This window comes from Oceanobacillus sp. CFH 90083 (assembly GCF_009389585.1).
GTDB lineage: Bacteria > Bacillota > Bacilli > Bacillales > Amphibacillaceae > Oceanobacillus.
Map to the genome: position 1 here is coordinate 117,921 of NZ_VIYG01000009.1, position 13,844 is coordinate 131,764.

General features: G+C 37.6%; 11 protein-coding genes and 1 tRNA gene. 5 read left to right on the forward strand and 7 right to left on the reverse strand.

The features are described from left to right. Positions 1 to 35: 35 nt before the first annotated feature. From FLK20_RS14555 to FLK20_RS14575, 4 genes are all read right to left on the reverse strand, one after another. Positions 36 to 650 carry a hypothetical protein gene (locus tag FLK20_RS14555; RefSeq protein ID WP_152657324.1) on the reverse strand — a complete coding sequence of 205 codons (615 nt, stop codon included), beginning with the start codon at positions 648 to 650 and terminating at the stop codon, positions 36 to 38. A 40-nt stretch (positions 651 to 690) separates the two neighbouring features. Continuing rightward, on the reverse strand, positions 691 to 2,496 hold the full coding sequence (locus FLK20_RS14560) for an ABC transporter ATP-binding protein (RefSeq protein WP_152657325.1): 1,806 nt from the start codon (positions 2,494 to 2,496) through the stop codon (positions 691 to 693). Beyond that, positions 2,486 to 4,213: an ABC transporter ATP-binding protein gene (locus FLK20_RS14565; protein WP_152657326.1), complete on the reverse strand. Its 1,728-nt coding sequence runs from the start codon at positions 4,211 to 4,213 to the stop codon at positions 2,486 to 2,488. The genes FLK20_RS14560 and FLK20_RS14565 overlap by 11 nt, the downstream gene beginning before the upstream one ends. Before the next feature lie 515 nt (positions 4,214 to 4,728). Further along, positions 4,729 to 4,801 (reverse strand) — tRNA-Val (locus FLK20_RS14575). A gap of 185 nt (positions 4,802 to 4,986) precedes the next feature. On the opposite strand from FLK20_RS14575, the gene FLK20_RS14580 reads away from it, so the two are divergent. Beyond that, positions 4,987 to 6,222 (forward strand): dicarboxylate/amino acid:cation symporter, encoded by a 1,236-nt coding sequence (locus FLK20_RS14580; protein WP_152657327.1) that lies wholly within the window; start codon positions 4,987 to 4,989, stop codon positions 6,220 to 6,222. 57 nt (positions 6,223 to 6,279) lie between these two features. Here FLK20_RS14580 and FLK20_RS14585 read toward each other — a convergent pair whose 3' ends face one another. After that, on the reverse strand, positions 6,280 to 6,819 hold the full coding sequence (locus FLK20_RS14585; RefSeq protein WP_152657328.1) for an NUDIX hydrolase: 540 nt from the start codon (positions 6,817 to 6,819) through the stop codon (positions 6,280 to 6,282). 369 nt (positions 6,820 to 7,188) lie between these two features. On the opposite strand from FLK20_RS14585, the gene FLK20_RS14590 reads away from it, so the two are divergent. Further along, positions 7,189 to 7,770 (forward strand): hypothetical protein, encoded by a 582-nt coding sequence (locus FLK20_RS14590; RefSeq protein WP_152657329.1) that lies wholly within the window; start codon positions 7,189 to 7,191, stop codon positions 7,768 to 7,770. Positions 7,771 to 8,178: 408 nt separating this feature from the next. On the opposite strand, the gene rpsD is transcribed toward FLK20_RS14590, so the two are convergent. Together rpsD and FLK20_RS14600 are read right to left on the reverse strand one after the other, a co-directional pair. Beyond that, complete coding sequence (rpsD, locus tag FLK20_RS14595) at positions 8,179 to 8,781, reverse strand: 30S ribosomal protein S4 (RefSeq protein ID WP_152657330.1); 603 nt, start codon at positions 8,779 to 8,781, stop codon at positions 8,179 to 8,181. Positions 8,782 to 9,150: 369 nt separating this feature from the next. Next, on the reverse strand, positions 9,151 to 9,630 hold the full coding sequence (locus FLK20_RS14600; RefSeq protein WP_152657331.1) for a GAF domain-containing protein: 480 nt from the start codon (positions 9,628 to 9,630) through the stop codon (positions 9,151 to 9,153). Positions 9,631 to 9,772: 142 nt separating this feature from the next. Here FLK20_RS14600 and refZ point away from each other — a divergent pair, with 142 nt between their 5' ends. The 3 genes from refZ (at position 9,773) to FLK20_RS14615 (ending at position 13,841) form a co-directional block, all read left to right on the forward strand. Next, complete coding sequence (refZ, locus tag FLK20_RS14605) at positions 9,773 to 10,396, forward strand: forespore capture DNA-binding protein RefZ (RefSeq protein WP_152657332.1); 624 nt, start codon at positions 9,773 to 9,775, stop codon at positions 10,394 to 10,396. Between the two features lie 284 nt (positions 10,397 to 10,680). After that, complete coding sequence (ezrA, locus tag FLK20_RS14610) at positions 10,681 to 12,375, forward strand: septation ring formation regulator EzrA (RefSeq protein WP_152657333.1); 1,695 nt, start codon at positions 10,681 to 10,683, stop codon at positions 12,373 to 12,375. Between the two features lie 323 nt (positions 12,376 to 12,698). After that, entirely contained in the window at positions 12,699 to 13,841 is a 1,143-nt protein-coding gene (locus FLK20_RS14615; protein ID WP_152657334.1) for a cysteine desulfurase family protein, read from the forward strand. Positions 13,842 to 13,844: the final 3 nt, after the last annotated feature.

The following is a 13,844-nucleotide window of genomic DNA, read 5'->3' on the forward strand; positions in this document are numbered from 1 at the left end:
CTATTATGCTGATTTGTGTTATGAAAAAATGATAATCAACGGAAAATATACCGAAAAAGCGAATCCTTTGTAAACTTCCCATCGATTCCGGGTTTAGTCAACAAATATTTCGCAATTTCTTCTTTGGCAAGACCGATTTCCTTTAACCCGTGAGAAATCATGGATAAATAAGCAGGGGGCGGGATGGTGAACGCATGCGTTCCCATCGCATCGGGATTAGTAAAAGTAAACATAGGTGCTCCTTCCTCTTTCCCTAAGTAAAGAATCCTTCCGTACCAGCCTTCTGTTACATCAAGATAGCCTTTATCGATAATATCATGCACATTGATATTTAAAGAATCAGCATTATTTTCCTGTTCCACGACCTCTCTGAATTGCTCATCCGTAATCAGATATCTTCTCGCATATGTCTTTGAATCCTTGCATTGTCTAGGGCTTATAAAGGCAACACCGCCCTTGCCCCATTTACTTTTTTCCTTCATAAAATAGAGAGGATAAGGGAGCATAGCTTTTTTTATCTTCTTTGGTGGTGCGGTATTTTTACAGCCTCTTTCCTCTTTTTCGGAGCCTTCAGGAATACCGCCTTCAATATAACAGGAAAAGCGTTTTTGGCTAAGGTTGAAGCCGTAGCTGACATACCATACGTTCATCTTGAAACCTCCTTAAAATTCTGATTCCTGAGAGCTTATTTTACTGATAGAGATGATAATATTTCCCTTGTTGCTTCATCAGCTTCTCGTGGCTCCCTTGTTCCATTATTCTGCCATTTTCCAGCATGATAATGTCATCTGCTTTCCGGATCGTATTTAGCCTATGGGCGATTACAAAGCTTGTGCGTCCCTTCATCAGACGTTTTAATGCTTCTTGAATTTTCAATTCTGTGATGGTGTCAATATTACTGGTAGCTTCATCAAGTATTAAAATGGCCGGTTCTGCTAATAACGCACGTGCAATCGTCAATAATTGCTTCTGTCCTTGACTGATGCCGCTCCCTGTCTGATCCAAAATGGTATCATACTGATCCTGTAAAGACAAAATAAAGTCATGGGCATTGGCATTTTTAGCTGCTTGTTCTATTTCTTCGTCTGTTGCGTCCAATCTGCCGTAACGGATATTTTCGCGAATGGTTCCATGAAATAAGAAAGCGTCCTGTAAAACAAAGGCCATATGTTTACGGAGACTGGCTCTTTTTATTTTTTTTATATCGATCCCGTCCAATGTGATCTGACCACTGTCATAATTATAAAAGCGGGAGATAAGATTTATGATAGTCGTTTTTCCGGCACCGGTATGACCTACAAAAGCAATGGTTTCTCCAGGCCTTGCCTCAAAGCAGATTTTATCCAGGATTTTATCAGATTCATACCCGAAGCTTACTTGGTTAAACACAAGATGTCCTTTTGTATCTGACAGCTCCACAGCATCCTTCTCATCGATTTCCTCTCCTGTTTCATCCATGACCTGAAATACTCTTTCTGCACCGGCGACCGCAGATAATAACAAGTTAAATTGGTTAGATAATTCATTTAAAGGTCTGGTAAATTGTCGTGCATATTCGGTAAAAATAACGATTGTTCCAACAGTCACCAGCGACCCATCAGAGGTGATAACAAGTACACCCCCGGCAAAGGCAATCATTGCAAAGCTTAAAAAGTTCAATGTATTCATGATTTTAGGGATAAATCCCGAGATGGTTAAAGCCCAAAAGCCTGTCTTTTGCAGCGCTTTATTTCTTTGCCCAAACTGGCTGGTTACGTATTCCTCCTGTGAATATGTCTTCACAACATGCTGACCGGAAACAATTTCTTCTACATAGCCATTGAGATCACCTAAGTCCTGCTGCTGCAATTTATATAATGGTCCGGTTCTCCTTGTGATCCAGCGCATCGCAAAAAACATAACAGGGATAATAGACATCGTTACAACCGTTAAAACGGGACTCAGATAAAGCATCATACTGACAGTTCCCAGTAAGGTCAGTACACTGGCGAAAATTTGAATCACCGACTGGTTCAAGGTGTTATTAATATTATCTATATCATTTGTTAATCGGCTCATTAACTCTCCGTGCTGTCTTTGATCAAAATAAGAGATAGGCAGCCGGTGAAATTGTTCAAACAGATCTTTTCGCAGTGTATATACAGCTTGCTGAGCAATATCGACCATCCAATAATTTTGAAGAAAGAGTGACAGAGAATGAATAATGTAAACGATAACCAGCCCCAAAAGTAAAAGACCAAGCCCATCTAGCTGCTGGATCGCAATAAAATGGTCTATCGACATCCCGACCAGAAATGGACCTAAAAGAGCAAACAATGAGCTGATCACAACCATTAAAATAACAAGAAATAATTTTCCTTTTTCCAGCTTTAAGTAGTTCCAAATTTGCTTTAAGGTTGCTCCCATATTTTCCGCTTTTTTTGAATGGCCTGTATCCACATTCGATAAATCAATCCGTTTATATTGAAAGGCCGCTTTTAAAGAATTAGTTCGCATGGAGCACCTCCTTTTCCTGCTGTGATTCTGTGATAGCCTGATATAAATGAGAACGATACAGCAATTCGGTATGCGTGCCGGTGTCCAGAATTTTTCCCTGATCCAGCAGCACGATTCGATCGGCTGTTTTGGCCGTGGATATTTTTTGTGTAATCAGCAGCACGGTACATTGATAATGATCCAGTGCTTGTAAGAACCGTGCTTCTGTCGCTAAATCAAGAGCGCTTGTGCTGTCATCAAGCATTAAAATCTCCGGTTTGCGAATAAGTGCACGTGCAATAGAGATCCGCTGTTTTTGTCCGCCTGAGAGATTTACTCCCTTTTGACCGACCTTTGTCTCATATTGATGCTCAAGATGTTGAATTGTATCATGAATTTGAGCATCCTTGGCAGCTTGTATGACTTCTTCCATTGTTGCATCTTTTTTTCCAAAAGCGATGTTATCAAAAATAGAACCGGTAAATAAAAGCGGTGTCTGGGGAACGTAGCCGATACTGTTTCTTAATTCCTTAAAAGAATAAGCATCTAAAGGTATGTCATCTACGTATATTTTTCCCTCAGCAGGCTCATAAAGGCGGGGTATTAGCTGGAATAAAGACGTTTTCCCGGACCCGGTTGCTCCAATAATCGCTAGGCGTTCACCAGCATTGACTGTAAAAGAAATATCGGACAGTGTTTTTTTCAATGCGTCCGGATAGTGAAAGGAGACATTTTGATATACGATCTTGCCTTTAGATATACAATGATCTGTCTGCTCCTTTTCCTCCGCTTCAGCGTCATCCTCGATAAGTACTTCACTAACTCGTTCGGCCGATGCCTTTGTTCTGGAAAGTGCCATGATAATAAAGGAAAACATCGAAATAGCCATTGCTACACGGAGCGCATAGTTAATCATGGTAACAACCTCTCCGATATTTGCTTGGCCATTAGCGGTTTGAATACTTCCAAACCAAATAATAAAAATTAAACTTATATTCATGACAAATAATAAAACTGGTCCAGTGGATTCAATGATTCGAAAGGTTTTCCGTGTCGTTACAGCAAGTGTCTGATTGGCAGTATCGAATCGACTTTCTTCTGTATGGCGACGGGTGAAGGCTTTGATAAGCCTCATGCCGGCGAGGTTCTCCTGCATCACCCGATTAACACTGTCGACATGACTCTGAACCTGCTTAAATAATTTGCTGGAAGCCTTTAATACCCATAAAAGAAATAAAACAAGAAGCGGTACAGTAATTAAAAAGATAAGTGCTAGCTGCGTATTGACGATAAATGCCATAATAACACCGCCAAGTACCATTAATGGAGCCTTTGCCATAATACGAAGCATCATGAAAACCGTATTCTGAATCTGGCGAATATCATTTGTAAATCTTGTAACCAGAGAAGATGTCGGATATTTATTTAATTTTGCATAGGTAAAACGCTGAATCTTGGCAAATAATTCTTCCCGTAAATCGTAGGCAAAGGCAAAGCTGACATGAGCGGACAGAAAAGAATTTAGAACACCTACAAGAAATGATGCTAGCGCCAAGCCAACCATAATTGATCCCCAAAACATAATATTCTGGATATCTTGATTTACAACTCCCTGATTAATCATTAATCCTAAGAAGAGGGGAAGTAATAATTCTACTGCCAGCTCGATCAGCATAAGCGAAAATGCGATAATGGAAGGGAATTTATAAGGACCTAAATATGAAAAAACTTTTCGCAAAGCATCCACCTACTAACTGAAAAAGTAAAAGTATTCAGAAATTCAAATAAAAATTAGTTGCTTATTTTATTATAGAATGAAATGAAATAATGAAGCCAGTATTTAGTTCGGGTTACGAAATGGTGTGAAGGTAATTATGAACCTGTTGTTATTTGGAATAATTCTGGTATATGTTTAAGCGTAAGAAAGCTTCTTAAATCACCTATACGATTTTCAATTTTAGACATAGAGATGATCGAGAAGCATGAACTTATATCATTTTGATTCCAAATTCGACATTTGAATAACTGTATGCGTTTTCAAAAAGAGTTTCATCATTTTTAATGACTTGAATAACTCCGTAGAAGTCCCACAATTTCAGATTATTAATATATGTTTCTAATTTTGATTTTATTGTTTGCACTAGATTTCACTCCTCACGTATGAAAAATCTTCGAAAACGAAAAAGACACATCCATAATAATGTGTCTTAATGCAATTATAGAGAAGTTATTCTCTATAAACTGCTTTATTAATGATTCCGATTGGACTCGAACCAACGACTTCTACCCTGTCAAGGTAGCGCTCTCCCAGCTGAGCTACGGAATCGTATGTAGATATATTCATATTATACAGATAAATAGCCAAGAAAACAAGCTAATAAATTCTTGGTTATTTAATAAAAGTTTAATGCGAATTGAAAGAATATTTAATAACTTCCTTTCAAGCCCTCATTCCTGTAAAATAAAATAGATTCTATTAAATTCATATTGTAAACAGAAAGGAAATATAAAATGTCAGAGAAATTAAAAGCGTACCGATTTCCGCTTATTCTTTTAGCTTCTATTATAATTGGAGCAATCATCGGATTAATCTTTGGGGAAGATGCAACCGTAATAAAGCCCTTTGGGGACTTATTTATTAACTTATTATTTATGATTGTTATCCCGCTTGTATTTTTCTCTATTTCATCAGCTATCGCCAGCATGGACAGTATGAAAAGGCTCGGAAAAATTATGGGCTCCATGATTACGGTATTTATGATAACTGGGGTCATTGCAGCTGTATTTATGCTTGTTGCAGTAGTTATTTTTGAGCCGGGGTCAGGTGTGGATATTCCGTTAAGTGCTCCTGAAAATGTAGAAGAGCAAAGCCTGGCAGATCAATTAGTCAATACATTTACTGTTCCGGATTTTGTGGAGCTGTTTTCAAGAGATAATATGATGGCATTGATTGTGATGTCGATCCTGATTGGTGTCGCAACAGGATTGTCAAGAGAGAAGGGAAAACCCTTTGCCAGGTTTCTTACCAGCGCGTCTGATGTATTTATGAAGCTGATCAAGCTTATTATGTATTATGCACCGATTGGATTGGGAGCATATTTTGCATCCTTAGTAGGGGAGTTTGGCACAGCGCTGATTGGTGATTATGCAAAAGCGGTAATTGTCTATTATCCAGTGTCTATATTATATTTTGCTATCGGTTTTACCTTGTATGCATTCATTGCTGGAGGAAGAAAAGGAGTCAGCCGTTTTTGGAAGAATATACTTGGACCTGCTGCTACCTCGTTAGGTACAGGAAGCAGTGTAGCGACTATTCCAGTTAATTTACAGGCAGCAGAACGAATTGGTGTTCCGAAAGATATCCGCGAGACGATTATGCCTCTTGGGGCAACTATTCACATGGATGGTTCCTGTTTATCAGCTATGTTAAAGATCGCCTTTATCTTTGGGGTGTTTAATCAGGATTTCACAGGGATTGATACATTTTTAACAGCCATTGGTATTTGTTTATTATCCGGTATTGTTATGAGTGGAATTCCAGGCGGCGGCTTTACAGGAGAATTAATGATTATCACGTTATACGGGTTCCCAATCGAAGCTCTGCCAATTATTACAGCTATTGGAGTTGTTGTTGATCCGCCTGCTACCATGGTCAATTCAACAGGTGATACGGTGTCAAGTATGGTTGTGGCAAGGCATATAGAAGGAAAAGAATGGATGGAAAAAGCAGATGCTGCCAGGGCTTAAGCTGATAAAATGACAGAAGGTGCTGTACTCCACCGGATTCGGGAGTCAGCACCTTTTTTAGTTGATATGCTTTTTAGCCAGTAAGAAAGCAAAATTTGAAAACATTTGCAGGATTTCTCCGTTATTGATACGTTTTTCTAATTCAATGATTGGAATCTTATGCACTTCGATGTTTTCTGTAGCATCTAAATTTTGAGCAGAAGCAGGATAAGCATCGGGAATGAAGTAACTGATCACTTTATTATTTTGGGTGGCAGGATTAACAAAAAATTCTCCTAACCAGATAGGCTCTGTGTCAGATTGAAAGCCAGTTTCCTCTAAGACCTCTCTTTTGATAGCCTGTGTATTAGATTCTCCTTCTTCTGCAACCCCCGCAGGAACCTCATAGAAAAAATCATTACCGCCATGACGATATTGTTTAACAAGGATCACTTCCTGTTTTTTTGTCATAACAACAGCATTTACCCAGTCTGCAAATTCATTTACATGATATTGTTCGATGACTAAATCATTTTCCAGCAGACATTTATCTTTGCGCAGGTTTCCGTGTGCTGTTTTATAAAGATATTCGCTGTCAAGGACTTTCCATTTTTGCATAATTTACGACACTCCCTGGTAAGAATTAGTTAATGATTGGTCTTATTATAAAGAATGGATGCTGGAAATGGAATAAATGAGCTCATCTAATGGTCAAAAAATAATGATAGATTAGATGGATCTGGATACATAAATTTGTTTTATAGCAGCATCGGTTTTTCATCAAAATACCTAAATACACATTCTATATCTATATGTAAGATTAATAATTATTAATCGGGTAGTATATTAGGCGTATGAGCATAGAAAAATCATGCACTGCCTATCACTTATTGATTAATTGTCATTCCTTATTAAGAGGGAGTGCTACCCTTTTTCTTTGTCTTGTGGTAAAATTTACTTAGAATATACATAAAAGGAGAGATCAATTTGAAAAAGGTATTATTTTTGTTATTATTTAGTTTGTTTGTTTTATTGGCAGCATGTGGAGAAACAGAAGGTGATGAAGCCGATAATACTGGTTCAGAGGAAGAGGCGCAGTCTTCACAAGAGGATGCTGATGTAAATGAGGAGCCTGAAAGCGCTGAAGGTGAAGCTGAGGCTGAAGAAGAAGGAACTGAGGAAGAAGAAGCTGTAGAAAGTGAGTCAAGTGCTTATAATGAGGTGTTACTGGATGACGATACTGCAAAAGTAGTATTAACAGGAATTGAAACAAAACAGGATGATATCTTTGGCGATGAGCATAGCATTACATTTGAGATTGAAAACAAGTCAGATGGAACTATCGAAGTACAGTCACGTGAATTATCACTGGATGGTCTTATGGCTGATGATATGGCAATCTTTAGTCAAACTGTAGCAGCTGGAAAGAGAGCCAATGGTGAACTTTCAATCATGGCATTTGACGAGGAACTTCCAGAATTAAATGAAAATCTTGAATTTAGATTAGTTATCTTAGGTGAGGATTTCATGGAGATAACGAGTTCAGATGTTAGTGTTGATATTGAATAGTAAAACTTTAAGGCATCCAGTTTGGGTGTCTTTTTATTTTAGAGTCAGAGTTGTGATGTAATGGGAAAAATTAACAGAAAAATGAACCTATGCTGTTGTTGGGGGAATTTGTAAATGAGAGCTGATATGAAAAAGTCTGGCAGATAGGATTTCAAAAAGGAGTTAAACGGAAATGTGTTTGTAATATGTGCTGTAAAGTCAATGGCTATTTGATGTTATTGGCTTTAAAATTTTATTTTTAATTAAAGGGCAACAATACCTTTTGATAAAAAACAGCAGATGTTCTAAGCGTTGTAAAAAGGGCGGTTCATTTTAATCTTTAAAGTATAACAAAAGAAAAAAGCCTTGAAACATTGATTTAACAACATTTTCAAGGCTTTTCTTATGTTTAAATTCCGTTCATCCCGATTAACGAGAGTAGAATTCAACAATAAGCTGTTCGTTAATCTCAGCTGGAAGCTCAGAACGTTCAGGGAAGCGAGCATACGTACCTTCTTTTTTCTCTGCATCAAAAGTAGTATATTCCGGTACGAAGTTATTTACTTCGATAGCTTCTGTAACGATATCCAGCTTTTGTGATCTTTCACGAAGACCGATTGTTTGACCCGGCTTTACAGAGTAAGATGGGATATCTACACGAGCACCATCCACTGTAACGTGACCATGGTTAACCAGCTGACGTGCTTGTCTGCGCGTACGGGCAAGACCAAGACGGTAAACAAGGTTATCAAGACGAGATTCAAGAAGAATCATGAAGTTCTCACCATGGATACCTTTCATTTTGCCAGCTTTATTGAATAGGTTGCGGAATTGACGTTCGTTCAATCCGTACATGAAGCGTAATTTTTGCTTCTCTTGCATTTGCAAGCCGTATTCAGAGATTTTCTTTCTTTGGTTCGGTCCATGTTGACCAGGAGCGTAAGGGCGTTTATCTAATTCCTTACCAGTTCCAGTTAATGAAATGCCAAGACGACGTGATTTCTTCCATACTGATCCAGTATAACGTGACATAGGACATTTCCTCCTTTATGTTTTATTTGTATAAAATAAAACGCGTGTGATCGTTTCGTTGTTCATTTTGTTTTCATGTACCATCGCTCCAGTAGCAGAGAGTTACACGATACACCTTTATAAGCTTATAAAGGAACAAAATGAGTCCAAGCGTCGACTCACTTAGGCCACCTTATTATTTTACACAAACTCTAGTATATAATTTACATGTACACCTGTCAACGGAAAATAGAAGAAAAAATAGCATTTTAAACAGAAATGCTATTTTTTCTTCTAAAAGAGGATGTTTTAAAAGCAAAATAATTTATTATGCGCTCGTATCCGTTATAATGAATATATTGAAGGTTGTATGGATTATACAAAGAATGATTATAAATGCTTCTCAAGCTGCGCAACAAATTTTTCTAAGCAATCTTGATCAATCGCATCAAATCTGTCATGAATTGGACTATCAATATCTAAAACACCGATTATTTTATTATTAATGGAGACAGGTATGACAATTTCAGATTTTGATGCTCCATCACAGGCAATATGACCAGGGAATTGATGAACGTCGGCTATACGCTGTGTTTTATTCTCTGAAACAGCAGTTCCGCAAACTCCTTTTCCAAAAGGAATTCGAATACATGCCGGGAGTCCTTGAAAGGGGCCAAGCACCAGTTCTTTATCTTCTATTAAGTAAAACCCGACCCAGTTTACTTCATGTAAAAATTGGTTTAGAAGTGCGGAAGCATTTGCCAGTAATGCGATTCGATTTGTTTCTCCTGTGGATAGAGCATCTAACTGTTTGATAAGAAGCTCATAGTCTTTTGTTTTTTCTCCGGAATAATCAAGCTGTTGAAACATGTTTATTACCTCCTGAAAATAAAGTAGTGATCGTTTACGAAAAACGTGACAAATTACGACATGTCGCTATTTTTGTCGATAATTGATTAAAGGATTTATTCCCTTTTATGTCGTATGAATAGAGTAAGGAGTTGAATGTAGGATGAAAAATAACGTAACAAAGCAAAAAGTAGTTGATGCTGCTTCCTCTCTATTCTTTCAAAAAGGATTTCATGGTACATCCGTACGTGATATTGCTGATCGTGCTTCTGTAAATGTTTCCTTAATTAGCTATTATTTTAAAGGGAAACAAGGTCTTTTAGAATATGCAGTAACTAATTACTATGAAGCATACTTAGAGAAAATAGAAGAATCACTTGAAAAAACAGAAGGTGACTCAGCTATTTGTCGGTTAAATGAATTAATTTTTACAATTATACATTATAAACAAATGCATCATCAATTAACTTGTTTTATTCAACGCGAATTATCTCTTGATTCTGTGTTCGTCAGAGAAATGACTGTTACATATTTAGCCAAAGAAAATTATTATTTGAAGGAATTATTTCAGGAAACCATTGGAGGCAGTATTGGCCAGGATGAGAAGAGGTATCTGTTTATGCAGCTGAAGGGAATGCTGATAACACCTTATATTTTACTTTCAGATTGGAAAGATCAAATTGTAGGTGAATATGCTCATGAGCAGTTCGTTAAAAAATATACCAAAAGTATACAGAAATGGATTGAGTTTAACACGAATATCAGTATGGAAAGAAAAAATAAGTGAAGAGTCAGCGGTGAATAAGCTTCACATATTAGCTCCGTGCTTTTAGTGCTTGAATCTGAATGTGGGGATTTTTGGGATATATATGATATGAAATGTTTTCGGTGCTTTTTTTGAAAAGTGTTCATTTTTCTTTGTATAATGATAAAAAGTTGTTGAATCAGTAAGAAAAATGTATTTTCTTTAGCCAAAAGGACGGAATACGTGATATTATAAAGGATATATTATTGTAATTTTTATAGTTATGGATATATTTATATAGATGTTTATTGGTTGGGAGGCAAAGTATGGCTGTCGTAGTAGGGATTATTTTAGCGATTATTGTATGTTTGACAGTTGCTTTAATTATAAGAAAACGTGTTTATGATCAAGTAGACCGTATAGAAAAATGGAAATTAGATATTACCGATAGGGATGTTGCAAAGCAGATTGGACAAATTAAAGCATTAAACCTTTCTGGTGAAACGTTAGAGAAATTTGAAGAATGGAAAGAAGAATGGGAAAAAATCGTAACAAAATCCTTGCCTGATGTGGAAACATATTTGATGGATGCGGAGGAAGCTGCGGATCGTTTTCTTGTTCCAAAGGCAAAGAATATTTTAAATGAAGCAGAAAATCATCTGGAAAAAATTGAAGAGGAAATTCAGGAAATTATTGCAGAGCTAGAGGAATTGCTTCGTGCAGAAGAGACTGGACGTGGCGGTGCGGAGGAGTTAAAACCGAGAATAAAAGGGTTAAGAAGCATGCTTTCCCAATCCAGATACCAATATGGAAAGGCAGAAAAGGAATTTGATAAAGAAATTGATGCGTTAGAATTGATGCTGGGCCAGTATGATGCTTTTGTAGAAGATGGGGATTATTTAAAAGCAAATGAAAGCATCCAAGAATTAAAGGAAAGCACAGAAATGGTAGAAAATAAGCTGGAAACTTTTCCTGACTTGCTCAAGCAAGTGAAACAGGAGCTGCCATCCCAGTTAACAAATCTTTCTGCCGGAATGAAAGAAATGCGGGAAGATGGATATCGGATTAAGCACTTAGGCTTTGAAAAAGAAATTATTACATATCAGGAACAATTGAAGGACATGGAATCTCAGCTTGAGACTGCAGATATAACAGATGTTGAGCAGCAGCTGCAGCAAATGGAGACACGCATTTTGGAAATGTATGAAGCTCTGGAAGGTGAAGCGATAGCTAAAAATTATATTGAGCAGCAAACACCTGAGTATGAAGATTCTGTACAACAAATAAGTGCTACGTATGAAGCTTCGAGGTTAGAAATAGAAGAAATTCAAAAAGCTTATTACGTAGAAGATGATGATATGGAACGTTTTAAAACCATGGGTAAAGCGATTAATGATTTGAAAAAGCATGTAGAAGCATTACAGCAAAGCATGGAAGATGATAAGCAATCGCATTCTGAATTAAAAAAAGGTATTGAAGAAGGATTTAAAAAGATGGAAGAGCTGGAAGAAGAGCATGAATCCTTTAAAAAGTCTATTGCAAACTTACGGAAAGATGAGCTGGAAGCAAGAGATAAGCTGATAGAAATGCGTGGACAGCTTACAGAATTGAATAGAAAGCTGAAAAAAAGTAATCTACCGGGAGTGCCAAGTTATATTTGGACTCGTTTTGAAACAGCAGTACAAAAAAATAATAAGGTAATGGAAGCATTAGAAACCTATCCATTGGATATAAGCAATGTGCAGCATGCTTTGACAGAAGCAAAAAGCTCGATTGAGCAAGCTTATGAGCAGGTAGATATGATGTTGGATCAAGCATATTTAACCGAGCAGGTGATTCAATATGCAAACCGCTATAGAAGCAAAAATTCGGAGCTGGATAAAAAATTGAAAGAAGCAGAGCGCTTATTCCGTAATTTTGAATATGAGCTTTCTTTAGAGCATGCTGCGAATGCAGTTGAGGAGGTTGAACCTGGTTCCTTAAAGAAAATAGAGTCGGTTCAACCTGAAAGAAACAAGTAAAAACAACTTTAAAAATGGGAAGTTACTTGCTTTGTATAAGTACAGGTTTTGAGTTATTATACCATAAGAACTATAAAATGAAGGCTGTCACTAAGAATGAAACACTTAACTTAGGTCAGCCTTACATTTTTGTGATACTTTAAGAAAGAACCGAAAGAATAAAGTACGATGACCTGATATCGGCACCTGCGACTTAGTGTGACCGTACTTAATCGATGAAATAAGGTGGACGGGTAATCGTAAAAGCTCTTTGGCGGGGTGGGTAATCGCAGTCTCAGCCTCAGCCCGAGTCCTAACCAAGTTAAAAAAAGAAGGTGGCCATCTTGATATATTTTGATAACAGTGCTACAACAAAACCAGATCCGGAAGTAATTGAAAGCTTTGCGAAAGTATCAGCCAATTACTTTGCCAATCCCTCATCTATACATCCTCTGGGCGGTCAGGTGGAGAAACTTCTGGAGGCTGCAAGACAGCAGGCAGCGGATTTAATCGGTGTTTCCAAGGAGACCGTTATCTTCACTTCTGGAGGGACAGAAGGGAATAATACAGCAATTAAAGGTGTTGCTCTTGAGCATCAGTCACGTGGAAACCATATCATTACAACTCAGGCAGAGCATCCGTCTATTCATGATACATGCCGGAGCTTGGAGCAAATAGGTTTTGAAATAACCTATTTGCCGGTAGCTGAAGATGGAACGGTTTTGGCTGCAAATGTTGAAAAGGCAATTCGAAAAGATACGATTCTTGTTACAATGATGCAAGTAAACAATGAAATTGGCTCGATACAGCCGATTGAGGAAATTGGAAATATTTTGAAAAGGTATCCTAAGGTGCTTTTTCATGTAGATGCTGTACAAGGATTAGGAAAGGTTCCTTTAAACCTTTCCGGTACAGGTATTGATTTATGTACTTTCTCCGGTCATAAAATTCATGGATTAAACGGAACAGGAATGCTATATGTGAATCATACAGCCAAATTATATCCGCTTCTTCATGGTGGCAGTCAAGAATCTGGTATCCGTTCAGGTACAGAGAATGTGGCTGGCGCTGTTTCGTTTGTAAAAGCATTACGTTTAATCAGAGAGAAGCAAAATAATCAGAAGGATAATGTGCTAAAAAATCTGCATGATAAGCTTATGAAAGAGCTTGGCCAGATGGAGGGCATTGAAGTGAATAGCCCTCTTGATGGTGCCAATCATATTGTTCACTTTTCTGTTCCGGGTATAAAGCCAGAGGTCATTATCCATAGTTTAAGCGAGAAGGAAATATATATTTCCACAAAATCAGCCTGCTCGTCCCGTGATCTGACGGAAAGTCATGTACTGGCTGCTTGCGGAAAATCAAAGGAGGTTGCTTCCTCGGGCTTGCGGGTCAGCTTTTCCTATGAGAATACAGCAGCAGAAGTGGACATTTTTGTGAAGGAACTAAAAAAAGCAATTCAACAATTTAAAGAGGTATTGAGGTAGATA